This is a genomic window from Elizabethkingia miricola, assembly GCF_001675285.1.
GTDB lineage: Bacteria > Bacteroidota > Bacteroidia > Flavobacteriales > Weeksellaceae > Elizabethkingia > Elizabethkingia miricola.
The window spans coordinates 168,052-192,552 of sequence record NZ_LSGQ01000028.1 but is presented as its reverse complement, the minus strand read 5'-3'; the positions used below and the strand labels follow the sequence as shown (position 1 = coordinate 192,552).

Genomic DNA, 24,501 nt, shown 5'->3' with positions numbered 1-24,501 from the left:
TTATGAAAAGAAGAATAAAACATGTTACCGTTCTTGGTTCTGGGATTATGGGGTCCGGTATTGCTGCACATTTTGCCAACATTGGTGTAGAAGTGTTGCTGCTGGATATTGTACCCAACCAGCTTACTGATGCGGAAACAGCTAAAGGTCTTACATTAGAAGACAAAGCGGTTCGTAACAGAATTGCTTCCGAAAGTTTACAAAAACTTCCTAAAGCAAGTCCTGCACTACTCTATTCTCCAAAGTTTGTAAGCAGAATTACTGCAGGAAACTTCGATGACGATTTAGAGAAAATAAAAAATACTGACTGGATTATAGAGGTTGTTGTAGAACGCCTTGATATTAAGAAGTCTGTATACGAAAAGATTGAGAAATACAGAAAACCGGGAACTTTAGTATCTTCTAATACTTCTGGTATTCCTATTCATTTCCTTATTGAAGGAAGAAGTGATGATTTTAAAAAATACTTCGCAGGAACACACTTCTTTAATCCTGTAAGATATTTACCACTTTTAGAAATTATTCCTACTCCGGAAACCGATCCTGAGATTGTGAATTTCTATATGGAATACGGTGCTAAATTCTTAGGTAAAACTACAGTTTTAGCAAAAGATACTCCAGCATTTATCGCCAACAGAATTGGTACTTTTGGTATTATGAATTTATTCCACGCTGTGAAAAAGCTTGGCTTAACAGTTGGTGAAATTGATAAATTAACAGGACCGGTTATCGGCCGTCCAAAATCTGCAACATTCCGTACTGCGGATGTAGTGGGTCTGGATACATTAGTACACGTAGCTAACGGAATCTATGGCAGCGGTGCAGAATCAGATACTTTCAAAGATCAATTTGTTCTACCTGATTTTGTACAATACATGATTGACAACAAGCTATTGGGATCTAAAACCGATGCTGGTTTCTTTAAAAAAGTGAAAAATGCTGATGGTAAATCCGAAATCTTAGGCCTTAATCTTGAAACTCTTCAATACGAACCACAAGGAAAAGCAAGCTTCCCTACTCTGGAGTTAACAAAAACTATTGACCGTCCTATCGATCGTTTCAAAGTACTGATTGGCGGAAAAGATAAGGCTGGTGAATTCTACAGACAAATGCTGGGAGCCCTATTTGCTTATGCATCTAATAAAGTTCCGGAAATTTCTGATGAAATTTATAAAATTGATGATGCTCTACGCGCAGGATTCGGATGGGAAAACGGTCCTTTCGAAATCTGGGATGCAGTAGGTGTTCAGAAAGGTATAGAACTGGCTAAAGAAGCCGGATATGAAGTATCTGACTGGGTGAAAAATATGGCTGAAGGTACAAGCTTCTATAAAATCAATGAAGAAGGACAAAAAACTTTCTTTAATGAGAAAGCTAACCAGTATGCTAATATTCCTGGACAAGATGCCTTCATTATCCTGGATAATATCAGAAAGAATAAAACGCTTTGGAGTAATTCCGGTTCTGCAATTGAGGATCTTGGAAATGGTATTATCAATTTTGAGATTCGTTCTAAAATGAACTCTCTTGGAGGTGAAGTATTAGACGGGTTAAACAGAGCAATTGATTTAGCTGAAAAAGAATACGATGGATTAGTAATCGGTAACCAGGCTGCTAACTTCTCGGTTGGAGCTAACCTTGCTATGATCCTTATGATGGCTGTAGACCAGGATTGGGATGATCTGAATATGGCTATTAACTATTTCCAACAATCTATGATGAGAGTTCGCTACTCCTCTATTCCGGTTGTTGTAGCACCTCATGGTATGACTTTGGGTGGTGGATGCGAAATGACGATGCATGCAGACCGAGTTGTTGCAGCGGCAGAAACTTATATCGGACTTGTTGAGTTTGGTGTTGGTGTAATCCCTGGAGGCGGTGGTTCCAAAGAACTTACTGTAAGGACAATGAAAGAAGTAATTGCGGATGATGTAAAAACAAACAGATTGCGTGATGCTTTTATGAATATCGCCATGGCTAAAGTAGCAACTTCTGCATACGAAGCTTATGATATGGGTATTTTACAGAAACACAAAGACATCGTTGTTGTAAATAAAAACCGTCAGATTGCTGAAGCAAAACAAGTTGCTTTACAATTAGCTGAACAAGGGTATACACAACCAATCAAAGAGAAAGTAAAAGTACTTGGACAGGATGCTTTGGGGATGTTCTATGTAGGAACTGACCAAATGCTTGCCGGAAGATATATTTCTGAACACGATAAAAAAATAGCTGATAAGCTAGGTTTTGTAATGGCCGGAGGTAATCTTTCTGAAGCTACAGATGTATCCGAACAATACTTACTGAATCTTGAAAGAGAAGCTTTCTTATCGCTTTGTGGTGAAAGAAAAACTCTGGAAAGAATTCAGTATATGTTACAAAACGGAAAACCTCTTCGTAATTAGAAGTTAGAAATTAATTTGTACACAATACCAAAAAATATGAAACAAGCATATATAGTTGCAGGATACAGAACAGCAGTTGGTAAAGCTCCGAAGGGCTCACTTCGCTTTACAAGACCAGATGTAATGGCTGCGACAGTTATTGAAAAATTAGTGGGTGATTTCCCACAATTAGATAAAGACAGAATAGATGACCTTATCGTTGGTAATGCAATGCCGGAGGCAGAGCAAGGACTTAACGTAGCGCGTCTTATTTCCCTTATGGGACTTAATACAGACAAAGTACCGGGTGTTACCGTAAACAGATATTGTGCATCAGGATCTGAAGCTATTGCATTAGCATCGGCAAAAATCCAGACTGGTATGGCAGATTGTATTATTGCCGGAGGTACTGAATCTATGAGTTATATTCCTATGGGTGGATATAAGCCGGTTCCGGAATCTCATATGGCAAAAGATCATCCTGATTACTATTGGGGAATGGGTTATACTGCGGAAGCTGTAGCAAAAGAATACAATATTTCCAGAGAAGAACAAGATCAGTTTGCATTCGAATCTCATCAGAAAGCTTTAAAAGCAATTGCTGAAGGCAGATTTGCAAATCAAATCGCTTCCGTTCCTGTAGAGTACACTTTCCTGGATGAAAACCAAAAAACGCAGACTAAGAAATTTGATTTCTCTGTGGATGAGGGACCAAGAAAAGATACCTCTTTGGAAGGTCTTGCAAAATTAAGACCTGTTTTTGCTAATGGAGGATCTGTTACTGCAGGTAACTCTTCACAGATGTCGGATGGGGCTGCTTTTGTTTTGGTAGTATCGGAAGAATTCCTGAAAGAATTCAATCTGACTCCAATTGCGAGATTAGCATCTTATGCAGCCGCTGGAGTTCCGCCAAGAATTATGGGGATAGGACCTATTTATGCTATTCCTAAAGCGTTGAAACAGGCAGGACTTTCTCTCAATGATATTGATTTGATAGAGCTTAATGAAGCTTTTGCTTCTCAGTCTGTGGCTATTAAGAAAGAATTAGGACTGAACCCTGATATTCTTAATGTAAACGGAGGTGCTATTGCACTAGGACACCCGCTAGGTTGTACAGGAACAAAACTGACAGTACAGCTTTTGGATGAAATGAGAAAAAGAGGTAATAAATATGGTTTAGTTTCTATGTGTGTAGGTACAGGACAAGGAGCTGCCTCAGTTTTTGAATTACTATAATTAAAAAAGTCACAATATATATGAGCACAATTAAAGGAGGAGAATTCCTAATAAAAGATATTGAAGCAAAAGATATTTTCAGTATCGAAGAATTAAACGAGGATCAAAAGATGATGCGTGATTCCGCTAAGGAATTTATCGATCGTGAAGTAGTTCCAAACAGAGAACGTTTCGAGAAAAAAGATTATGCATATACTGAAGAAGTAATGCGTAAGATTGGTGAGATGGGCTTTTTAGGAATTGCTGTTCCTGAAGCTTATGGTGGTATCGGAATGGGCTTTGTAACAACAGTAATGGCTTGTGACTATCTTTCAGGAGCTACAGGTTCATTGGCTACAGCTTATGGTGCACACACTGGTATTGGTACATTGCCGGTAGTTCTTTACGGAACCGAAGCGCAAAAACAAAAATATCTTCCGGATCTGGCAACGGGTAATCACTTTGGTGCTTACTGCCTTACTGAGCCAGATGCTGGTTCAGATGCTAACTCAGGGAAAACTAAAGCAAAACTTTCTGAAGATGGTAAGCATTACATCATCAACGGACAGAAAATGTGGATTTCTAACGCGGGATTTGCTGAGACCTTCACATTATTTGCAAAAATAGACGATGACAAAAATATTACAGGTTTCGTTATTAACAAATCTGAATTAGAAAATCCGGATAGCTTAACCTTTGGTGAAGAAGAGCACAAATTAGGTATCCGCGCCTCTTCTACTCGTCAGGTATTCTTCAATGATATGAAAGTTCCTGTAGAGAACTTATTAGGAGAAAGAAATAACGGATTCAAAATTGCCTTAAATGCATTGAACGTTGGGCGTATTAAGCTTGCGGCTGCATGTCTGGATGCACAAAGACGTATAATGAATCATTCTGTTAACTATGCTAACGAAAGAAAGCAGTTCGGTGTTTCGATCTCTACTTTTGGAGCAATCAGAAAGAAAATTGCTGAAATGGCAACTGGTACTTTCGTGAGTGAGGCTGGTACTTACCGTGCTGCTAAAGACATCGAAGATAAAGTTGAAGAGTTGGTAGCAGGTGGGTTGGATCATCAACAAGCTGAACTAAAAGGTGTAGAAGAATTTGCAGTAGAATGCTCAATCCTTAAAACTTATGTATCTGATCTTGCACAGCATACTGCGGATGAAGGTATCCAGGTTTACGGAGGTATGGGATTCTCTGAAGATACACCAATGGAAGCTGCTTGGAGAGACTCCAGAATTTCCAGAATCTATGAAGGAACTAACGAAATTAACCGTCTTCTTTCTGTAGGGATGCTTATTAAGCGTGCTATGAAAGGTGAATTAGATTTGCTTTCTCCTGCAATGGCTGTAGGAAAAGAATTGATGGGAATTCCTTCATTCGAAACGCCAGACTTTTCAGCTTATATGTCTGAAGAAAAAGCAATTATCCATAATCTTAAGAAAGTATTCTTAATGGTTTCAGGATCTGCACTTCAAAAATATATGACTGAGATTGAGAAGCAACAGCACTTATTACTAAATGCTTCTGAAATTCTGAATCAGATTTATATGGCAGAATCAGCAATCCTAAGAGCTGAGAAACATTTTGCTGAAGGGAGCGTAGAAGCTGCAATGGCAAGACTAAACTTATACAAGGCTGTAGAAAAAATTAATGTTGCTGCTAAGGAAGGAATTATTTCTTTCGCAGAAGGCGACGAGCAGCGTATGATGCTTTCAGGTCTGAGAAGATTTACAAAGTATACAAACCATCCAAACGTAGTGAAGTTAACTGAAGAAGTTGCTGCACACTTCGTTAATAAAGGATCATACTAGGATTTAATAATCACAAATAGTTTTTTTAGCGCCTCACTTTTGTGAGGCGTTTTTCTGTTTTTAGTTACAAAAGCACAACATTTTTATTATCAGTATTACCATAGACCAATTTTTTTAAACGCAAAGTTTCATTTTCCTTTATGTTACTTTTAAAACCGCAGAGCCGTAAATGCTTAGCAATGATCGTTGCTTAATTACCTTAATGTCTAAGAGCCTGTTTAAATTTTGATTAAAAAAATATTAGACTTCGACAGGCTCAGCCTGACACTCCTAAAAGAAAGCTATTTTGGACAGGCAATGTCACTCTGAGCTTGTCGAAGAGTATTAACAATAAAATTTAAACAGGCTCTAAATGGTGTAAAAAAATTACCATCAGGTGAAATCTTTGTGCCTTAATGTTTTACTTATTGATATAATAACTTGTCGCCCAGTGTTAATCAATTTTTTCAACTTAAAGTTGTTAATACTTAGCAATGATTAGTGAAAAATTAATTGTTTTAGTAGCTAAATGTTTAATTCACGTTTAATAATTATCTTTGGATACAAATTTTAGTTTTTATGATCTCAAAAATCCGAACTGTTGCAATATTGAGTATAGCCATCACCCTACAGACATTTTCTGCTCAGGAAAAGCAACCTCAATCCCCGCAGGAATGGGAAATTTATAAGAATTATTATTTGACATATGCATTCCGGAATAATCCTTCCTTGGTACAGGAGTTATATAAAGACCCTGCTGTACAAACAATGCTAAATGATAGAAATAAGAGATTCGATGATGGAAAAGACTGCCCTACTACAGATTGTCTTATTAATGCTCTAAAATGGAAAGATTCTGAAATTACAGTTCTGAATAATAAATTTCAGGATTTATATGTGAAAAATAAAAATTTTCTGAATTTTATAGAAAATACACTCTTCAGATCAGAGAAATACAAAAAACAGGAATCCCAGAATCCAAAAGAAATGCTGCAAAAAGCATTGTTGCAGGACTTAACAGCGATGAATGATGTTATTGATATTTATGGAGCAGGTAAAAAACCTAATTATCCGGAGATAGATTCTATTTCTTTTAATGTAAAGGATAAAAATTACATTGAACTGCTGAGAAATGTTCGGTTTGATGTAGCTGCAGATACAGAAAAGAGAGCTTTCGATCAGACATTGTTATCTGCGATCCGATTGCTGGAGTCAAATGAGCGTTGGGATGCAGCTCAGTTAGAACCTTTGACTAAAACAGAAAATAAAGAAGCTTTCGAAAGGATAAAGAAAACTGATTTTTCAAAATATCCATATGCATCTTTACTTATTTTGGGAGCAGGTCCGCAAATCTATGGACAAAAGATAAGTCCATTGGGAATACTTAGATCCAGACAGGCATTAAGAGCTTATCAAAAAGGATTAGTACCATTTATTATCGTTTCCGGGGGTAGAGTTCATCCTTTTAAAACACAATATATAGAGGCTGTGGAAATGAAGCGTTATATGATTGATGTTTTAGGAATTCCTGCCTCTGCAATTATCATTGATCCATTTGCAAGACATACAACAACTAATGTAAGAAATGCAGGACGTATGATACTGGATTATGGCTTTCCAAAAGATAAATGGTCTCTGGTATCCAGCAGCAAAACCCATATCGATTATGTAGAGAAAGCAATGGACAAGCGCAGTTTAAAAGAACTGGGTACTGTTCCTTATATCATAGGTAAACGGATCAGCGACTTACTGTTGGAATACAAACCTACACCAGAAGCTTTTATAATTAATCCGGCAGAACCTTTGGATCCGTAATTTTGGCAAAAGTTAATCTTAGTTAAAGTGCAGATAGTCAATGTTGTTTTTTATAATTTTGGCTAAAACAAAAGTTATGAAAAAGTTTTTTATTACAGCTGCTGTCTTATTAACAGGTTTAGTATTTTCACAAACAAAAAAGAACGATTCTCTTCTTTCAAAAAATAAAACATCTACGACAAAGGAATCAAAAAGCTTTTATAAGAATGTGGACTCTGCATCTGCCAGCAAATATAAAATTCTGAACTCTAAGCCTAAAGAACAGAATAAATATCATATTCTGAAAAAAGAAGAAAAGCCAGCTTATAAATTTACCCCTACACCACAAACACGATTATTGCCTCAGCCTGAAAAAAAAGAAAATAAATAAAAATTCATTTTCAAAAAAAAAGCCGATTTATTACATTTGCCCTCTACTTTCTAAATAATTTATGACAAAAGAGGAACAGTTGCATCGTGCTATTAAAATTGCTGTAAAAGCACATAAAGGGCAAAAAGACAAGTACGATGCTCCATATATCGATCATGTTTTAAGAGTTTCTAATCTGGGTAAAACACTGGATGAAAAAATTGTAGGAGCTCTTCACGATGTTATTGAAGATTCGGATTTTACATTGGCAGACTTAGCATATGAAGGTTTTCCCCCTCATATTGTTGAGGCTGTAAGATGCATTACCAAGACTGATGATGAAGAAGATTATGACATTTTGATTCAACGTATAGAAACAAGCCCCCTTGCAATAGCCGTCAAAATTAATGATCTGACGGATAATATGGATCTGAAAAGAATGCCAAGGCTGCTTACAGAGAGAGATCTGAAAAGATTCAATAAGTACATTAAGTATTATCGGTATTTAACGGATAAATATTAATATTTATTGATCATTATTTGATCAATAATATATTGAACAAACATAAAAGAGGCCATTAACTGGTCTCTTTTGTTATTTATAAACTCAAAAATGAATTTATTTTGTAAAGATCTTTTCTTTCTTAGCTATCCTCTATTTAGAACAATTTTTTAATAAATATATTTTTTGGTATTTGAATATTTTTTACATTTGCATAACTAGTTATATAATTAGTTATTTTAATACTTTAATGAAATGAAAATATTTGAGAAAACAGGAAAGATGGCTTTAGGGAGCAGACTACGTCTTTTAACTGCAAGAATGGCTGATGATGCAGATAAAATCTATGAAATCTATAAAAATGACTTTTCGGCAAAGTGGCTGCCAGCCTTTTATACACTGGTTGAAGAAGGTCCTCTGACTATTACAGAAATTGCTGAATATATAGGCCACTCCCAACCTTCTGCAACTAAGACAATTAAAGAAATGATAAAGGCGGGTTTGTGTGAAAATTTGAAAACTGAAGACAAGCGCAGAAACTTAGTAGGGCTTACAAATAAAGGCAAATCTCTTTCCTCTCAGCTTCAGGATCAGTATACAGATATAGATGCAGCTGTAGAGAATATGATTAATGAGGCCAATTATAATCTTTGGGAAGCAGTGAAAGAATGGGAATACCTATTAGAAAAAAGAACTTTGCTGCAAAGAGTTCTGGATCAAAAAAAAGCCAGAGAAGCTAAAGATGTACAGGTTATTCCTTATGAGAAGAAGTATAAAACAGTTTTTAGAGCGCTGAATGAAGAATGGATTTCCAATTATTTTATAATGGAAGAAGCAGATTATAAGGCTTTAGATAATCCTGAGGAATATATTTTGGATAAGGGTGGGCAAATATTTGTTGCATTATACAAAGGTGAGCCTGTTGGTGTTTGTGCTCTTATTAAAATGTTTGATGATGAGTATGATTATGAAATGGCAAAAATGGCCGTATCTCCAAAAGCACAGGGAAAACATATTGGCTTATTACTCGGGAAAGCTATCATAAATGCGGCAAGAAATGCCGGAGCTAAAAATCTTTATCTTGAGAGCAACACAATCCTGAAACCCGCCATCACTTTATATGAAAAATTAGGCTTCAAGAGAATTGTTGGGCGTCCAAGTCCTTATGAGCGTGCTAATATTCAGATGGCGCTTGATTTGGTAAATCTTCCTGAAAGTCAGGACTAAAATGTAATACCTCTACCCTTTTATAACTTTACCATATAAAAAACTGCATCAACATATTGATGCAGTTTTTTATGGCTAATTTTAAAAATATATCAACAATGTTTGAATAATATATTGACATAGAGTATATTGCTGTCCAATGATCTACTTTTGAGGTAGTTACTTTTTATTTTTCTTGAAATTATTATTATCTTAACAGCAAAGTTAAAAGTATGATGCAGTCTTTACCACAGATTTCAGACACTTATAAAAAAGAAGTCCGGAAATCAGTATTTTCCATTATTCTCTTTTTTACCGTTTATTTTATCCTGATTCTGGTGTCTCTGGCTATTTTATTAGCTGTCATCTCTTTAGCTATTTCATTTCTGAAGAGTTTTAAAATTGGATTCTGGACTATTCTTATTGCAGGGGCAATGATTGGTATGGGGGGAATTGTTTTTGTGTTTCTAATCAAGTTTTTATTCTCTGTCTCTAAAGACAATTATGAGAAGATTAGAATTACAAAGGAAAAAGAACCTGCACTATTTCAACTGATAGAAGAAACCTACCAACAAGTTGGAGCACCGGCACCTAAGCATGTCTTCCTTACCACAGATGTTAATGCTTTTGTAAGTTATGACTCCAGTTTCTGGAGTATGTTTTTGCCTGTAAAGAAAAATCTTACAATAGGTCTGGGACTTATAAATTCAACAACAGTAAGCGAACTGAAATCTATTCTGGCTCATGAATTCGGTCATTTCTCTCAAAGGAGTATGAAAGTTGGAAGCTATACCAATCAGGCACAGAAAATGTTATATGATATGCTCTATAACAACGAGAAATTTTTCAAGAATATAAGTGGGTTTGCCGGGGTTCATGCTATTTTCTACTTATTTGTGATGATAGCTGTTTATTTTATCCGTGGTATACAATGGATATTAGCCAGATTATTTGACCTGTTATTTTCCAAGCATTTATCGTTAAGCCGCCAGATGGAATTCAATGCGGATGCTATTGCAGCCCATGTTGTTGGATCCAGGGTTTCAGCAGAGTCATTACTTAGACTCAGTCTTTCAGAAATGGCTTTCTCAAAACCGCTCAACTTCTTTTATGCTCACAATAAGACCTATTATACTGATAATCTGTATGCAGACCAAACATTATTAATGGACTTTTATGCCGAGGAATACAGCCATAAAGTTGTTAATCAGCTTCCATTGGTCACATTAGAGGAATCTGAAAAGTACAATCTGTCTAAGTTGGAAATAGAAGATAAATGGTCGTCGCACCCCTCTATAAAAGATCGTGTGCAGGCTATTGAGAAAGAGAATATTCCTTCTGTAAATACTAATAATGATCTGGCGAAAACATTGTTAAATAACTTTGACAGTTATGCTGAAGCTCTTACAAATAAATTATACAGCATTAACGGAATGGATAAAAAAGCTGAGAAAATCAATGCTGAAGGCTTTTTGGAACTCTTTCGCAAAGAGCATCAGAATTACAGCTTCCCCAAAATATTTAACGGCTATTATACCAATCACAATCCAATAGATATTAATATTGATGATACTGCTGAAAACAATACTCCAGTTGAAGAATTGTATAGTGATAAGAAAGTCGCTTTAGTATATGAGAAAATAGCTTTAGAGAAAGATATCAATACCCTGAAATCAATAGTTGATAAAAGTATTAAAGTTAAACTCTTCGACTATGACGGACAAAAGTATGAAAGAAAAGAGGCTAAAAACTTTATTCCGCGCCTTGAAGGCAGACTTAAAGAAATTAGTGATTCTATTAAAGAAAACGATCAGTCTGTTTATCAGCATTTCTATAACAAAGCCAGCAATGAAAATAGACAGGACCAGTATATTCATTCCTATAAAGATTTGCTGTCAGCCGAACAACAGTTTGAGCAATATATAAAGAGTCTTAATGAGTTTCTGCCATTTATACATTTTATGTCGCAGACATTGGAAATGGATGTTATTAAAGTGCATTGTTCAAAATTATTGGAAGTTCAGAAAACTTTCAAAGAAGAAATACGAAAGCTGAAAGAAGAATCAGTATTTAGTAAACATTTGGAGGATAAAGACCTGGAAGCATTAACTAAATTTAATGACAATAACCAGACTTATTTTGAGTTTAATACCTATCAGTCGGATCACATTACCCAACTAAATACTGCAATAGATGCTTATTACAATAGCTTATATGATGGCTATTTTAAAATTAAAAAATATTTACTGGATTTGCAGGGAGAAATTGAAGCTTAGCTTTTCATCATATAATATTTAATCAAATATGGCAATACCAAATTTCCCAAAGAATTTTTCTCAGAAGGTTATCTTAACCCCCAAAGATCATTTCGAAGCAGACAGAGATGTTTTCCCGGATAATAAAACTCCGAAAGCTGTTATTTTCTGTTATGAAGAATATATTATGGAGTATGTGAAGTCTAATTATAAAGTTAGTTCAGGGCGATTCTGGACAGCTGAAATTATAATACTCCAAGATGAATATGATGGTATAGCAATTGTTGGGAATTTTGGTATAGGAGGTCCGGCAAGCACTCATTTATTTGAAATACTTATTGCACAGGGAATAGAAAATTATATTATGATTGGACACGCAGGAGGATTACAAAGAAATAATCCTGCAGGTACTGTTATTCTCTGTCAAAAAGCAGTTCGTGATGAAGGTGTTTCTTATCACTATCTCCCGGAAGAAATGTATGCTTACGCATCCGATAAAATGACGAATGCTATACGAGTATCATTAGATAACATGAACATTCCTTATGAAAATGGCAGTACATGGACTATCGATTCCATGTATCGTGAAACAATCGACGAAATTAAATATTATAGTGGGCTGGGTATAGATACTGTTGAAATGGAGGCTGCATCTATGTTTGCTGTTGCTCAGTTTAGAAAAGTTTCTATCGGGGCTTTGTTTGTTATCAGTGATATTGTTGCATTAGAAGAATGGGATGAGCATCTCTATTCTGACAATACACAGCAATCAATCATACAAACCTTTGTTGTTGCTGTAGACACACTTAGGGGAAGAACCAAGACTTTTTTATAAACCAAAATAATTTTCAGCGAAAAAAGAGAATTTGTATACAACTAACCTTTTTTTGTATTAATTGAAGCGCTTGTATTCTGCTGACATTTGTATTGTAATTTTAAAACAATAAAAATGAACAAGACAATATTAATCACAGGTGCTAGTAGTGGTATAGGAAAAGAGACAGCTAAATTATTTCATGTTAAAGGCTGGAATGTTATTGCTACAATGCGTAACCCAGAAAATGAAACTGAGCTTACACAGTTACAGAATGTATTGGTAAGCAGATTAGATGTGCTGGATTTGCAATCTATTGAAAGTACAGTAGCTGAAGGTCAACAAAAATTTGGAAAGATAGATGTGTTGCTGAATAATGCAGGTTATGGTGCATACGGGCCGTTAGAGTCTTTTTCACGTGAGAAAATTGTACGTCAGTTTAATACTAATGTCATTGGTCTTTTAGATGTTACTAAAGCTGTACTACCCCATTTTAGACAAAATAAAAGCGGAATTATTATCAATGTATCTTCTATTGGTGGTAAGATGACATTTCCTCTAGGAGCGCTTTATCACGGAACAAAATTCGCTGTCGAAGGAATTTCTGAAGCTCTTAATTATGAAGTAGAACAATTTGGAGGTAAAGTGAAAATTGTAGAACCTGGTATGATTGCCACAGATTTCGGAGGCCGTTCTTTTGACTTCAGTAATGATGAAACTCTTTTAGAATATCAGCCTTTAGTAGAAAGCTTAATGTCTGCTCTGCCGGTAATGAGCGCAAATGCTTCTCCTGCAGGATTGGTGGCAGATGTAATTTATGAAGCAGCTACTGACGGAAAAAATCAAATCAGATATACAGCCGGTGAAGATGCCAGAATGCTTGTAGAGAACAGAAAGCAGCTTGATGACAATACATTTATTAATGGTATTAAAACACAATTTGGACTAATCTAACAGAATTAATCACAATATTTTAGTATTTAGGAAGTTATTGCCAAAGCAATAACTTTCTATCTTTGCTGTATTGGTTGAAATAAAATACGGGAGAATATGAAACCTATCCTGCATATAAATAGTATATCCGAAGCCTTTGATTATTTTATTGGCTCCAAGATTAAGCATCCGCTGGTCGCAGTTATTGACTTCAGTAAAGTAGAAGATAAAATTGACGAAGGAACACGTATTACCAGCGATTTTTATGTTGTAATGTTTAAAAATTACAGTTGTAATAAAATTCGTTATGGCAGAAAAATTTATGATTTTCAGGAAGGAAGCTTAATGTGTCTTGCTCCAAAGCAAATGATGATAATGGATACTGAGGTGGAACAAAGGGATGATAAGTTAGGTTGGGGTCTGTTTTTTCATCCTGATTTAATCCGGGGTACATCATTAGGTAAAGCGATAAAAGAATACACTTTTTTTTCATATGAGACTAATGAAGCGCTTCATTTATCGGATAAAGAAAAGCAAACGCTTTATGATATTGTACAAAAGATAGATATGGAACTGTCTGAAAATATAGACAGACACAGCCAAAAGCTTATTGTATCCAATATCGAATTATTACTGAATTATTGCACCAGGTATTATGACAGGCAGTTTATTACGCGGAAAGCTGCAAACAGTGATATTCTGTCAAAAACAGAGGATATTTTAACAGAATATTTTCAGTCAGCAGATCTGAATAAAAAAGGATTGCCTACAGTTAAATACTTAGCAGAAAAAGTACATTTATCAGCAAATTACCTCAGTGATCTTTTAAAAAGAGAAACCGGTATGAATGCTCAGGATCATATTCATTACTATCTGATTGAAGAAGCTAAAAATATGTTACTGAATTCAGATCAATCGGTTGGTGAACTTTCATTTGCTCTTGGCTTTGAGTATCCACAGTATTTCTCACGACTTTTTAAAGCTAAAACAGGAATGACACCACTGGAATACAGAAGCATGAATTAGTATTCTGCACAACTTAATAATTTTGGTATAAAAACAAACACCTCATAGATGATTAAAGTCAATGAGGTGTTTTCGTTTATAAAAGACACAAGGAAATTTTTATTCCTCTGTATCCCCGAATCTGTATTCGTTTTCTAAATAATCAGCAGTAGCATTTTCTATAGTATGTTCACCTATTTTAGTTCTGCGAAGCTGTGTTAAATATGCACCAACACCAAGCTCCTGCCCTATATCGTGTGCCAGAGAACGGATATAAGTTCCTTTGGAACATCCGACATAGAAAGAAACGTAAGGCAGATTGATCTCTACTCTGTCTATATAATGAATAGTGGTTTTTCTGACTTTTATATCTACTTCCTGACCTGCACGGGCAAGATCATAGGCTCTTTTACCATCAACTTTTAAAGCTGAAAAAATAGGCGGTTTCTGATCGATTTCGCCAAGGAACTTTTTCAAAGCATCATGAATATTTGTTTCATTGATTTCCGAAATATCTTGAGGCAGAATTTCCGGCTTCTCGGTATCGTAAGATTCCGTTTGTACACCAATCTTTATTTCAGCCCAATACTCTTTAGAAGCATCCTGAATTTGTGGAATTTGTTTTGTCGCTTTTCCGGTACATATAACCAATAGCCCTGTCGCTCTTGGGTCAAGAGTTCCGGCATGTCCTACTTTTACTTTCTTAAGATTAAACTCACGCCTTAGCTTCCATTTTATTTTATTTACAGCATTAAAGGACGTCCAGTCCAATGGTTTGTCTACTAATAATATCTGTCCTGCCTGTATGTCTTCTGCTGTAAATTTCATTTGTTGGTATAATATAAAAAATAAAAGGAAAATTGACATTTTCCTTTTAATATGATGTTTGCAAAAATAGTAATTATTTTACGGAGTAAAAATAGATCAGTAAAGCTAAACCGATTACGATACGGTAAATACCCCAGAATCTGAATCCATATTTATTCAGTAATGCTATAAAAGATTTGATAGCAATAAGTGCTGTAACGAAAGCGATAACATTTCCTATAAGGAAAAGAATAAGATTATCATGTGAGCTAAGCAGCATTTCGTATCCTTTAGTTGCCTGTGCAGTTCCTTCTCCCCATGTTTTTACAAAAATAGAGTAAACCGTTACAGCAAGCATTGTTGGTACAGCTAAGAAAAAAGAAAACTCAGCAGCAGCTTTTCTGGAAAGCCCCTGTGTCATACCTCCAATAATAGAAGCTGCACTACGGCTGGTTCCCGGCATCATTGCCAGACACTGCCAAAAGCCAATAGTTAATGCCTTTTTTATAGTTACTTCTTTCTCATCCAATACTGTAGGATTTTTGAACCAGTTATCTACAAAAAGCAATACGACCCCGCCTAATACCAATACTGTAGATATAGCTATTTGATTGCCCAAAACAGCTTCAATTTTATCATCGAATAACTTACCTAATATTAGTGCCGGAATAACGGCAATGGCTAGTTTAATATAAAAATTAAGATTTTTGAAGTCAAAAAACTTTTTCCAGTAAGCTACAACAACTGCTAAAATAGCACCGAATTGAATTGAAACCTGAAACATTTTAAGGAATTCCGTTTCCTCCATTCCCATAAGGTTTGCTGCAAACCCCATGTGTGCTGTAGATGAAATCGGTAAAAATTCGGTAAGTCCTTCTACAATAGCTAAAATAATCGCCTGAATAGTATCCATTAGTCTTTTTTACGAATTAAGATGGCATAAATTTCAATAACAAAACCTGCAATAACAAGGAATGGTGCAATTCTGATTCTGCGAATCGAATTGATCCCCTCATTCCAGTAATTAGGATCGTATTTACCATCAGGTGTTGTATTAGCATCTGGTCCCATCATCAAAAAGAAACCTACAATAATACAAGCCAACCCGATAAGCATAAATTTGAAATTTTTCTTACCAAAGTAAAAAGTGTTCTCCTGTGTTGAATCAGTTGATACGATATTTTGATTTTTTTTGCTCATTCTTAAGAATAATATAAAGTGTCGATTCTACTTCTTAGGAATCTCCAGGTTGCAAAAATAGTACTTAAAACAGTAATTAATACTCCTACTCCCAAAACTAAGATAACAAGATAAACGAATTTGGTCTGATCGGTAATAAATACAGATCCAATCTCAGTAGTGAAATAATACCATCCTGCGAAAAGAACAGTTAAACCAATTACCGCTCCTATAAGGCCAAGGATAATAGCTTCCTTAATAAAAGGCATCAGGATAAAGCGACGTTGCGCACCTACCAGCTGCATGGTTTTAATGGTAAATCTCTTAGAGAATATTTTCAGACGGATAGAGTTATTAATAAGTACAATTGCAACAATTAAGAAAATAATAGAGAATGCAAGAATCCATGTTAAGATTCTGTTCAGGTTATTGTAAACATCAATTGTAAGACTGCTGTCGTTCTTAACCTCTTTAATGCCTTGTACCTGAGATAATTGCTTAACAACGCCATTAATCTTAGCAGGATCTACAAATTCAGGCTTTAAAGCAACTTCTACAGATGCAGGGAAAATATTCTCTTCAAAAAGAGCATCACTGTCGATCCCTAAACTTTTTTTAGCCTCTTTTGCTGCCTGATCCTGAGTGATAAATGTAGCTTTCTTTACAAATGGCAACTTCTGAACAGCTTCAAAAGTTTCCTGATTTAATTTTGCAATTTTAGCACTGTCTTTAACATCCAGATGTTCGTCGAAATAAGCATTTACTACCAATTGCTCTTTAATATAGTCAGAGTATTTCTGGGCATTAATTAAGATTAAACCAAAAAGACCAATTAAAAATAAAACCAGCGCAATACTAATTACAACAGTTATATTGCTGGATCTGAGTCTTTTCTTATTAAAATCGTCTACACTTTTTGCCATTCAAGATTAATTTTCTGCTAAAATAGAAAAAAACTTCCGAAATTTGCACCTGACAAAGGAAAAATGAATGTTAATTAAATCCTAAAACTCAATTGAAAGTAACCGCTAAAAAACACCTTGGACAACATTTTTTAACCGATGAAAACATCGCATCCAAAATTGCAAATGGTTTATCCGGAGACGGATACGATGCCGTTCTGGAAGTTGGTCCGGGTATGGGAGTACTGACCAAATATTTACTAGATAAGGAACAGGAAACTTTTGTTGCCGAAATTGATCAGGAATCGGTAGCCTACCTAAAGCTTCATTATCCAAAACTTGAAAATCATATCCTGAATGATTTTTTAAAGCTTGATATTCCGCAGCAATTTGAAGGGCAGGTTGCTGTGATCGGTAATTTCCCATACAATATCTCTTCTCAGATTTTATTTAAGATTATTGACAATTACGAACGTATTCCGGAAATGACAGGTATGTTTCAGAAAGAAGTTGCAGAACGTACTGCAGCTGTACCCAGAACAAAAGATTACGGAATATTGTCGGTAATGGTTCAGGCATATTATGATGTGAAATATCTTTTCACAGTGCATGAAAACGTCTTTAATCCCCCACCAAAGGTAAAATCAGGAGTTATTAGTCTTGTCAGAAATCCTAAAGAAGGACTGGAAGGAAATGAAGTATTGTTTAAACAGATCGTAAAAGCAGGATTCAATCAGCGCCGAAAGACACTTCGTAATTCATGGAAAGTTTTGGGAATCCCGGAAGCTCTGGCAGATCATGAATTCATGAGTAAACGTGCTGAAGAACTTAGTGTACAGGATTTCATTTATATCACAAAACTCTGGAAAGAGAATAAGTAATTTTTGAAGCAGGTATTCTATCTGTATTTATCATTTAATAAAATAGAACTCTGGTGAAATTTTGGATTTACCAGAGTTTTTTATTGCAGGCATAGGTTAATAATTGAAATAAAACTTTTATCTTTAATCTTTGTTAATTCTTTAATGGATGTAATGATAAATAAGGAGAAACGTAGTAATCCTGCTTTTTGGATAACAAGTTTATATTTCGCTATGGGGTTGCCCTTTGTTGCTATTTCGGTAGCATCGTCTATAATGTACAAGAGTATGGGAATCCCTGATAAAAGCATTGCTTTCTGGACTTCTCTTATTATGCTTCCCTGGACGATAAAGCCACTCTGGAGCCCTGTATTGGAAATGTTTAAAACCAAAAAGTATTTTGTCGTCTTTACAGAAATATTTACAGCTGTTTGTTTTGGTTTGGTCTGTATTTCTTTATCGCTACCCCATTATTTTGCTTATTCTATAGCTATATTTTCATTAATGGCTTTCAGCGGAGCTACACACGATATTGCAGGTGACGGACTTTATATGGACACACTGGATTCTGCGAAACAATCCCGTTATATTGGTTGGCAGGGTGCTGCCTACAATGTGGCAAAAGTTTTTACCAGTGGACTTATTATTTACTTAGCCGGTATTCTGGAAAAAACAATGGGAGTAACTCCGGGATGGACTGTTATTATGCTTATTTATGGCGGAATTATGCTGCTTATTGGTCTGTTCAATATAAGACAGCTTCCATCCGGAAAGGTTCGTGAATTTACAGATGTTACACTGAAAGACCGTTTTAAGGAACTCCTTTTTATCTTTAAAAACTTTTTTACAAAGAAGCATATATTCTACTATATCTGTTTTATTATTCTGTACCGCTTTGCAGAAGGATTTGCCGTTAAAATTGTACCGCTTTTTCTAAAGGCAAATCGTAATGAAGGCGGATTAGGACTTTCTACAGAAGAAATAGGCCTTGTATATGGAACTGCCGGAGCTATAGCATTTATTGCAGGATCTCTTATCTCTGGTCTGTACGTATCTAAAAGAGGGCTTAAAAAGTCTTTATTTACCCTATGCTGCGTATTCAATTTTCCCTATGTTGTTTATGTGTTTTTAGCCTGCTGGCAGCCTGAAAATGTTTACCTGATTACATTGGGAATTGTAGTTGAATATTTTGGTTATGGGTTCGGATTTGTGGGCATTATGCTGTTTATGATGCAGCAAATTGCTCCGGAAAAATATAAAATGGCTAATTATGCTTTTGGTACAGGGATTATGAATCTCGGAGTGATGCTGCCAGGAATGCTGAGTGGTTATATCAGTGATATGGTTGGATATAAACATTTCTTTATTTTTGTACTGATTGCTACAATACCGGCACTATTGATTACTTATTTTGTGCCTTTTACTTATGATGAAACTTCTAAAAATATAACAAATTAAAATATAGATAATTATATGTCGACAAAAATAGAAATTCCGTGGCAGGAAAGACCTGAAAACTGTACAGATGTAATGTGGAGATATAGTAATAATCCCATTATAGGGCGCTATCATATTCCCAGCTCAAACAGTATTTTTAATAGTGCAGTTGTTCCGTTTGAAGATGGTTTTGCCGGAGTATTCAGATGCGATAACAAGGCTGTGCAGATGAATATATTTGCAGGTTTTAGTAAGGATGGAATTAACTGGGATATTAATCATGACCCAATTGTAATGCAGGCTGGCAATACGCAGATGATAGAATCTGATTACAAATATGACCCAAGAGTAACTTTTATTGAAGATCGCTATTGGATTACCTGGTGTAATGGTTATCATGGACCAACAATAGGAATTGCATATACTTTTGATTTTAAAGAGTTTTTCCAGTGTGAGAATGCTTTTCTTCCCTTCAACAGAAATGGTGTGCTTTTTCCGGAAAAGATTAACGGCAGATATGCTATGCTCAGCAGACCTAGTGATAATGGGCATACACCATTCGGAGATATTTATATCAGTTTTAGTCCGGATATGAAATATTGGGGTGAGCATCGTAATGTAATGAAAGTAGCTCCTTTTCAGGATAGTGCATGGCAGTGTACAAAAATTGGTGCTGGTACGGTTCCGTTTTTAACCAAAGAAGGATGGTTAATGTTTTATCATGGTGTAATTAATACTTGTAATGGTTTCCGTTATTCTATGGGGGCTGCTATTTTAGATAAAGACAATCCTGATAAAGTTCTGTACCGTAGTAAAGATTACCTATTGGCTCCTGCTGCGGGCTATGAACTTGCAGGTGATGTTCCAAATGTAGTTTTCCCGTGCGCTGCATTGCAGGATGGCGAAAAAGTATGTGTTTATTACGGCGCAGCAGATACTGTTGTATCTGTGGCTTTTGGGTATATCGATGAAATTATTGAATCGATTAAGAAAAACAGCTTATAGTACTGTAGAATACTAAGGAGCGAATGCTAAGCTTTTACTTCTTTTGTACTTACATAACAAAAAGAGAGGCCTTTTAGCCTCTCTTTTTATTTTCTATAATTGTTGTTTTTATTTCTTTACTACAGTAATCAGTTCACCTTCTTTTTTCAGCATGGTATCCCATATTTGTTTGAAAGCAACATAATATCCTTTAGGATAATTGCTGCTTGCCACGATGGTTGAAGTTTTTATATTAATCTTATTTTTATCCTGAGAAACCTCATAAGTATAAGAGATTTCTTTGTCTTCTGTAACTATTCTTTTGGATTTTGGAAGGTTTTCTACAACATAGCCGTCCGGAATAGTAAGAGAAACATTTTTTATCTTTTCGTAGCCTGTTAAAAGTTCTATAGGCATTGTTCTTTCACCTTTCTGGTCAAATGGATTCTTTTCAGTGTTCAAGAATAATAAAGGGTTAATGATAAACTTATTCCCCACTGCATCCACCATATTATCGGCGGTGAAATTGAATGTTGTTTCGAAATCGTTATTGGGTAAAAGTTCCGTTTTGATATCGGTAAACGGAAACTTGTAACGATCCTTATAATATGATTTCTGGTATTCTTCTTTATCATCCTCATAACGCTCATTATTGACCATAGAATACAAAGAAGTATCTTTATCGGAAAAGCTGCCTTTAATTGTTCCGTCCGGATTAAGTGTAGCATTTACTGTTAAAAATGTTTTACTACTGTTCTCATTCTCCAGATTTACTTCTTTTACCTCTTTATCTTTCATGATAAATCCTCTGTAATTGTATATTTTTGGAGGTAAAACATTGATGAGGGATTGTTTGTTGGAAGCGTCCATAATATAAAGTTTCCCGTTAATTTCAGAACATGCTATAACATAATTAAGGCTGTTCATAGAAGGGTTATAGCTGATAAAACCATTGTTGATTGTAGACAATACTAATGGATTAGTTATTATACCAGCTTCACGAAGCATCTTTACAAGAGTCAGGTTAATATCTCCAACACTTCCGATCTTTGTTTTAATAAGGTTATTGCTTCCATTATCTGATGTAAAGTCATGTACGCGGTCCCACTTAAAGCTTTTTTGAGCAAGAGCAAGTATTTTTTTTGCTTTTTCCATTTCATCTTTCTCCGTCAGTATATCGGCGGGGATAAAGCCTGAAGGAAGTTTCTTTTTCAGTTCTCTGCCAAAGTCATCATGCTCATATAGCTGCTTTCGGATGTCTTCCCAGCTCATTGCATAGTTTTTGACTTCACCACTTCTGTAAGCTACAGAGTTTAGTTCAGCAGAAATTTTAGTTTTATAGTTGTCACTATTCAGTACATATTCTTCCTCTTCAAATGGTTTAAGATTTTCAAACCCGAAACGGTATGTTCTGCCTTCTACTCCATACAAGAATTCTTCAGCAATATGCCTGTTTTTTGGAGTTAAGCTACCTGTATAATTGATATTATAACCAAAGTATTTCGGCATATCGAATACATATTCTGTGTAGACTACAGGAATATCCTTTTCAATCGTTGTTGTTGGAACATACCAGAAAAATGGAGATATTCTTTTATATTTAAATTCCAGAACAGAACCATTTTTCACATTAGGAAATGTAAACTTGGAAACCTCGTAGTTTTTACTCTCTTTTGATTTAAACTTATCTTCTTTTTCTACTTTGTCAGCTTCAACTTTTCCGTTGACAAAATTATAAGTCGTTCCTTTTAGAGCAGTAAGTATTTCTGCATCAGAGGATTTTGTAGATTTATATAGATTCAGTTCTACTGTGAGATAATCTTTTGCTTTATTTTTATCATAGATCTTTACCTGACTGTAAACTTCCTGATTCAGCATGTTACTACTAGGATCTATGAAATAATGTACTGAGCGATACAAAATTTCAGCACCGGCATTCGGGTCGATGGCTGATTTTTCTTTTTTCATATCATTTTCAGATACTTTAGGATAGTTCAGAAACTTATCTTTTTGAGCATAGCTCATTGTGAAAATCCCTGAACAAGCAAGTAAAATTAGTTTATTCATTAATATCTAGTTTTTAGTAATTAGCATTTTAGAATTGTCCGCGCTGACAATTTTTTTACGGAATGCGAGATAATCTGCAAACTGTTCTTTTGGGTAACTTCCTCTGTTAATTGTAATTTGTCGTTTAATGATAATCTGGTTTTTATCATTAGTGACTGCCTTCAAGGAATAGTTTCCATAAACAGAGTTTATAGACTGTGATTGTGGTATTTCTGATATTTTATATCCAGCAGGAATATTATATATGATTTCATAATCATCGGCATAAGCAAATGCATTTTCAAAAGGTAGTTTTCGCTCTTCGGTATTATTGATGGATGTTAATTCGTTGAAAGGAATTGCCCGGAAAAGTAAATCCTGACCGATCTTTTTTGAATAATTTTTTGCCTGATAATCAAAATCGAATGACATTACTGCATCATTACGGTTGTTTTTGAAATTGTTGATATTTGCTGTTTCATAATTCAGTTCACTGAATCTGCTCTTTAAAGCATCAGAAGCTTCTTTATTACTCTGGCCATCTAATGAGAGGTACATATCGTACTGCCATCCTGTAAGACTGAAAGTAGATTTACCGCTAACACCACCTTCACTGTTAATCGTTATTTCAGCTTTCATGATGCTCTTGTTTTTTCCGGCATCGTAGACAGGAGTCTTTATAATTTTTATTCCGTTCTCATCTACTGCTAAAACGTTTCTGGCAGTAGTTGAATAACTTAAGTGATTAAATGCTGTTTTTTGTGAGGTATTTTCCAGCCAGATATTATCTTTTTCTGTAGGAATCATCAAAATAGCATGATTGCCTCCCATTTTTGGAAAATCTTCATCAAAATTAATAACGCTGTCATCGCTGTTTATAATGGCATAATAAGATTTTATTCCGGCAGCATCCAGAAGTGTTTTCATATAATTGGACAATGCCTTGCAGTCACCATAGCTTTTTTTGCGTACATCATCTGCAGGCATAGGCTGCCAGCCACCAATACCAATTGCAACGGCTATATAGCGGGTCTTATTCTGCATATATTGATAGAGGCTTCTTACTTTATCTTCGGTGCTCCCCTGAAGATTGAGTGCTGCAATTTCTTTTTTCAAATCTTCTGTGAGAACAGACGATGGTTGAAGAAGATTGCTATAATACCATTTCCCAAAACTGTTCCAGTCTTTAAAATCTCCTTTCTTCCCTTCAAGGCTGAATTGATCGAGTGAAAATTGTACTTTGGGAAGCATCTGATCCAAATCCGGAGACTTTACCTCATTTTCAACGGCTGGAACATTTGTAAAGGTATAGCTAATAATGTCATTGGTACGTTGCTCTGAAGGAGTTGCTATAAAGCTAGGATTAACCTTGGTTCTTAGATTGATACCAGATGTATTTTTAATATTAACACTGGCTTTCTCTAAAGATATTTTATAGGAGTGAAATGGTATAAAACTCGGGAAAAATATTGTATTACTGGTATTCACAGTATATTCTGCAACTACAGTATACGGAAAGGTAGAGGCTTCGGGAGTTAGGAATAATACTCTGTCATCAGTATACAGAACAAAATTTTGACCATGGCTGTAATCTTTAAAATCGGATTTTGAATAAGTTTTAATCTGTTTGCCATTTTCATCCAGTATGCTGACTTTTATTTGGCTGGGCCTGGATAATTTATCATAAGGAATAGTTATATAAGCAAGCTCAGCTCCACTCTGGTTAAGAACAGTTGTGGCTTTCGAGTACTTTATTTCCATCTGATCGATGGATTTTATTGTAATATCTTGCTGGTCCTTTCTGATGACAGCGTTTGCTTTCTTTTTCAATTCATCTTTTATATTGCCTACGGCATACTCTTGTCCATATAAGGCAGAGATACAGAGGATTGTGAAAGGCAGAAAATAATTTTTCGGCATAAAAATAATTTCGGTAAAAATAAACAAATAACAAACTGGAATGATTAAAATTTATCAATATCCTGTGAGATAATTTTATTCCGGATATAATC

General features: G+C 35.2%; 20 protein-coding genes. 14 read left to right on the top strand and 6 right to left on the bottom strand.

Annotated elements, in window-relative coordinates; translation table 11 throughout:
- Positions 1 to 2: 2 nt before the first annotated feature.
- The 11 genes from ATE49_RS13560 (at position 3) to ATE49_RS13510 (ending at position 14,295) form a co-directional block, all read left to right on the top strand.
- Positions 3 to 2,405 carry a 3-hydroxyacyl-CoA dehydrogenase/enoyl-CoA hydratase family protein gene (locus ATE49_RS13560; RefSeq protein ID WP_065082625.1) on the top strand — a complete coding sequence of 801 codons (2,403 nt, stop codon included), beginning with the start codon at positions 3 to 5 and terminating at the stop codon, positions 2,403 to 2,405.
- Between the two features lie 36 nt (positions 2,406 to 2,441).
- Complete coding sequence (locus ATE49_RS13555) at positions 2,442 to 3,620, top strand: acetyl-CoA C-acyltransferase (protein WP_065082624.1); 1,179 nt, start codon at positions 2,442 to 2,444, stop codon at positions 3,618 to 3,620.
- A 20-nt stretch (positions 3,621 to 3,640) separates the two neighbouring features.
- Positions 3,641 to 5,416 (top strand): acyl-CoA dehydrogenase family protein, encoded by a 1,776-nt coding sequence (locus tag ATE49_RS13550; protein WP_065082623.1) that lies wholly within the window; start codon positions 3,641 to 3,643, stop codon positions 5,414 to 5,416.
- Positions 5,417 to 5,974: 558 nt separating this feature from the next.
- Entirely contained in the window at positions 5,975 to 7,210 is a 1,236-nt protein-coding gene (locus ATE49_RS13545) for a YdcF family protein (RefSeq protein ID WP_081278481.1), read from the top strand.
- A 76-nt stretch (positions 7,211 to 7,286) separates the two neighbouring features.
- Positions 7,287 to 7,580 carry a hypothetical protein gene (locus ATE49_RS13540; RefSeq protein ID WP_059344947.1) on the top strand — a complete coding sequence of 98 codons (294 nt, stop codon included), beginning with the start codon at positions 7,287 to 7,289 and terminating at the stop codon, positions 7,578 to 7,580.
- Between the two features lie 61 nt (positions 7,581 to 7,641).
- Positions 7,642 to 8,082: an HD domain-containing protein gene (locus tag ATE49_RS13535; protein ID WP_034866989.1), complete on the top strand. Its 441-nt coding sequence runs from the start codon at positions 7,642 to 7,644 to the stop codon at positions 8,080 to 8,082.
- A gap of 234 nt (positions 8,083 to 8,316) precedes the next feature.
- Positions 8,317 to 9,288 (top strand): bifunctional helix-turn-helix transcriptional regulator/GNAT family N-acetyltransferase, encoded by a 972-nt coding sequence (locus ATE49_RS13530; RefSeq protein WP_065082622.1) that lies wholly within the window; start codon positions 8,317 to 8,319, stop codon positions 9,286 to 9,288.
- Positions 9,289 to 9,500: 212 nt separating this feature from the next.
- Complete coding sequence (locus tag ATE49_RS13525) at positions 9,501 to 11,543, top strand: M48 family metallopeptidase (protein WP_065082621.1); 2,043 nt, start codon at positions 9,501 to 9,503, stop codon at positions 11,541 to 11,543.
- 28 nt (positions 11,544 to 11,571) lie between these two features.
- Positions 11,572 to 12,357: a nucleoside phosphorylase gene (locus ATE49_RS13520; protein ID WP_065082620.1), complete on the top strand. Its 786-nt coding sequence runs from the start codon at positions 11,572 to 11,574 to the stop codon at positions 12,355 to 12,357.
- 114 nt (positions 12,358 to 12,471) lie between these two features.
- Entirely contained in the window at positions 12,472 to 13,290 is an 819-nt protein-coding gene (locus tag ATE49_RS13515; RefSeq protein WP_065082619.1) for an SDR family oxidoreductase, read from the top strand.
- A gap of 96 nt (positions 13,291 to 13,386) precedes the next feature.
- Complete coding sequence (locus ATE49_RS13510; RefSeq protein WP_059344663.1) at positions 13,387 to 14,295, top strand: helix-turn-helix domain-containing protein; 909 nt, start codon at positions 13,387 to 13,389, stop codon at positions 14,293 to 14,295.
- Positions 14,296 to 14,394: 99 nt separating this feature from the next.
- Here ATE49_RS13510 and truB read toward each other — a convergent pair whose 3' ends face one another.
- The 4 genes from truB to ATE49_RS13490 form a co-directional block, all read right to left on the bottom strand.
- Positions 14,395 to 15,102, bottom strand: coding sequence for a tRNA pseudouridine(55) synthase TruB (gene truB, locus ATE49_RS13505; protein ID WP_065082656.1), 708 nt, complete (start codon positions 15,100 to 15,102; stop codon positions 14,395 to 14,397).
- Between the two features lie 73 nt (positions 15,103 to 15,175).
- Positions 15,176 to 15,994 carry an undecaprenyl-diphosphate phosphatase gene (locus ATE49_RS13500; RefSeq protein WP_065082618.1) on the bottom strand — a complete coding sequence of 273 codons (819 nt, stop codon included), beginning with the start codon at positions 15,992 to 15,994 and terminating at the stop codon, positions 15,176 to 15,178.
- Positions 15,994 to 16,281 (bottom strand): DUF3098 domain-containing protein, encoded by a 288-nt coding sequence (locus ATE49_RS13495; protein WP_059154016.1) that lies wholly within the window; start codon positions 16,279 to 16,281, stop codon positions 15,994 to 15,996. Before ATE49_RS13495 ends, ATE49_RS13500 begins: the two co-directional genes overlap by 1 nt.
- A gap of 2 nt (positions 16,282 to 16,283) precedes the next feature.
- Positions 16,284 to 17,183 (bottom strand): cell division protein FtsX, encoded by a 900-nt coding sequence (locus tag ATE49_RS13490; protein WP_065082617.1) that lies wholly within the window; start codon positions 17,181 to 17,183, stop codon positions 16,284 to 16,286.
- 92 nt (positions 17,184 to 17,275) lie between these two features.
- Here ATE49_RS13490 and rsmA point away from each other — a divergent pair, with 92 nt between their 5' ends.
- The 3 genes from rsmA (at position 17,276) to ATE49_RS13475 (ending at position 20,464) form a co-directional block, all read left to right on the top strand.
- Positions 17,276 to 18,043 carry a 16S rRNA (adenine(1518)-N(6)/adenine(1519)-N(6))-dimethyltransferase RsmA gene (rsmA, locus tag ATE49_RS13485; RefSeq protein WP_065082616.1) on the top strand — a complete coding sequence of 256 codons (768 nt, stop codon included), beginning with the start codon at positions 17,276 to 17,278 and terminating at the stop codon, positions 18,041 to 18,043.
- 144 nt (positions 18,044 to 18,187) lie between these two features.
- Positions 18,188 to 19,480: an MFS transporter gene (locus tag ATE49_RS13480; protein ID WP_065082615.1), complete on the top strand. Its 1,293-nt coding sequence runs from the start codon at positions 18,188 to 18,190 to the stop codon at positions 19,478 to 19,480.
- Positions 19,481 to 19,495: 15 nt separating this feature from the next.
- Entirely contained in the window at positions 19,496 to 20,464 is a 969-nt protein-coding gene (locus ATE49_RS13475) for a glycoside hydrolase family 130 protein (RefSeq protein ID WP_065082614.1), read from the top strand.
- A 108-nt stretch (positions 20,465 to 20,572) separates the two neighbouring features.
- Here ATE49_RS13475 and ATE49_RS13470 read toward each other — a convergent pair whose 3' ends face one another.
- On the bottom strand, positions 20,573 to 22,510 hold the full coding sequence (locus ATE49_RS13470) for a DUF3857 domain-containing protein (protein ID WP_059154021.1): 1,938 nt from the start codon (positions 22,508 to 22,510) through the stop codon (positions 20,573 to 20,575).
- 6 nt (positions 22,511 to 22,516) lie between these two features.
- Positions 22,517 to 24,409: a DUF3857 domain-containing protein gene (locus tag ATE49_RS13465; protein WP_065082613.1), complete on the bottom strand. Its 1,893-nt coding sequence runs from the start codon at positions 24,407 to 24,409 to the stop codon at positions 22,517 to 22,519.
- Positions 24,410 to 24,501 lie beyond the last annotated feature (92 nt).

Coding starts and splice junctions, on each gene's coding strand:
- ATE49_RS13560 (WP_065082625.1), top strand. CDS start 3: ATGAAAAGAAGAATAAAACATGTTACCGTTCTTGGTTCTGGGATTATG.
- ATE49_RS13555 (WP_065082624.1), top strand. CDS start 2,442: ATGAAACAAGCATATATAGTTGCAGGATACAGAACAGCAGTTGGTAAA.
- ATE49_RS13550 (WP_065082623.1), top strand. CDS start 3,641: ATGAGCACAATTAAAGGAGGAGAATTCCTAATAAAAGATATTGAAGCA.
- ATE49_RS13545 (WP_081278481.1), top strand. CDS start 5,975: ATGATCTCAAAAATCCGAACTGTTGCAATATTGAGTATAGCCATCACC.
- ATE49_RS13540 (WP_059344947.1), top strand. CDS start 7,287: ATGAAAAAGTTTTTTATTACAGCTGCTGTCTTATTAACAGGTTTAGTA.
- ATE49_RS13535 (WP_034866989.1), top strand. CDS start 7,642: ATGACAAAAGAGGAACAGTTGCATCGTGCTATTAAAATTGCTGTAAAA.
- ATE49_RS13530 (WP_065082622.1), top strand. CDS start 8,317: ATGAAAATATTTGAGAAAACAGGAAAGATGGCTTTAGGGAGCAGACTA.
- ATE49_RS13525 (WP_065082621.1), top strand. CDS start 9,501: ATGATGCAGTCTTTACCACAGATTTCAGACACTTATAAAAAAGAAGTC.
- ATE49_RS13520 (WP_065082620.1), top strand. CDS start 11,572: ATGGCAATACCAAATTTCCCAAAGAATTTTTCTCAGAAGGTTATCTTA.
- ATE49_RS13515 (WP_065082619.1), top strand. CDS start 12,472: ATGAACAAGACAATATTAATCACAGGTGCTAGTAGTGGTATAGGAAAA.
- ATE49_RS13510 (WP_059344663.1), top strand. CDS start 13,387: ATGAAACCTATCCTGCATATAAATAGTATATCCGAAGCCTTTGATTAT.
- truB (WP_065082656.1), bottom strand. CDS start 15,102: ATGAAATTTACAGCAGAAGACATACAGGCAGGACAGATATTATTAGTA.
- ATE49_RS13500 (WP_065082618.1), bottom strand. CDS start 15,994: ATGGATACTATTCAGGCGATTATTTTAGCTATTGTAGAAGGACTTACC.
- ATE49_RS13495 (WP_059154016.1), bottom strand. CDS start 16,281: ATGAGCAAAAAAAATCAAAATATCGTATCAACTGATTCAACACAGGAG.
- ATE49_RS13490 (WP_065082617.1), bottom strand. CDS start 17,183: ATGGCAAAAAGTGTAGACGATTTTAATAAGAAAAGACTCAGATCCAGC.
- ATE49_RS13480 (WP_065082615.1), top strand. CDS start 18,188: ATGGATGTAATGATAAATAAGGAGAAACGTAGTAATCCTGCTTTTTGG.
- ATE49_RS13475 (WP_065082614.1), top strand. CDS start 19,496: ATGTCGACAAAAATAGAAATTCCGTGGCAGGAAAGACCTGAAAACTGT.
- ATE49_RS13470 (WP_059154021.1), bottom strand. CDS start 22,510: ATGAATAAACTAATTTTACTTGCTTGTTCAGGGATTTTCACAATGAGC.
- ATE49_RS13465 (WP_065082613.1), bottom strand. CDS start 24,409: ATGCCGAAAAATTATTTTCTGCCTTTCACAATCCTCTGTATCTCTGCC.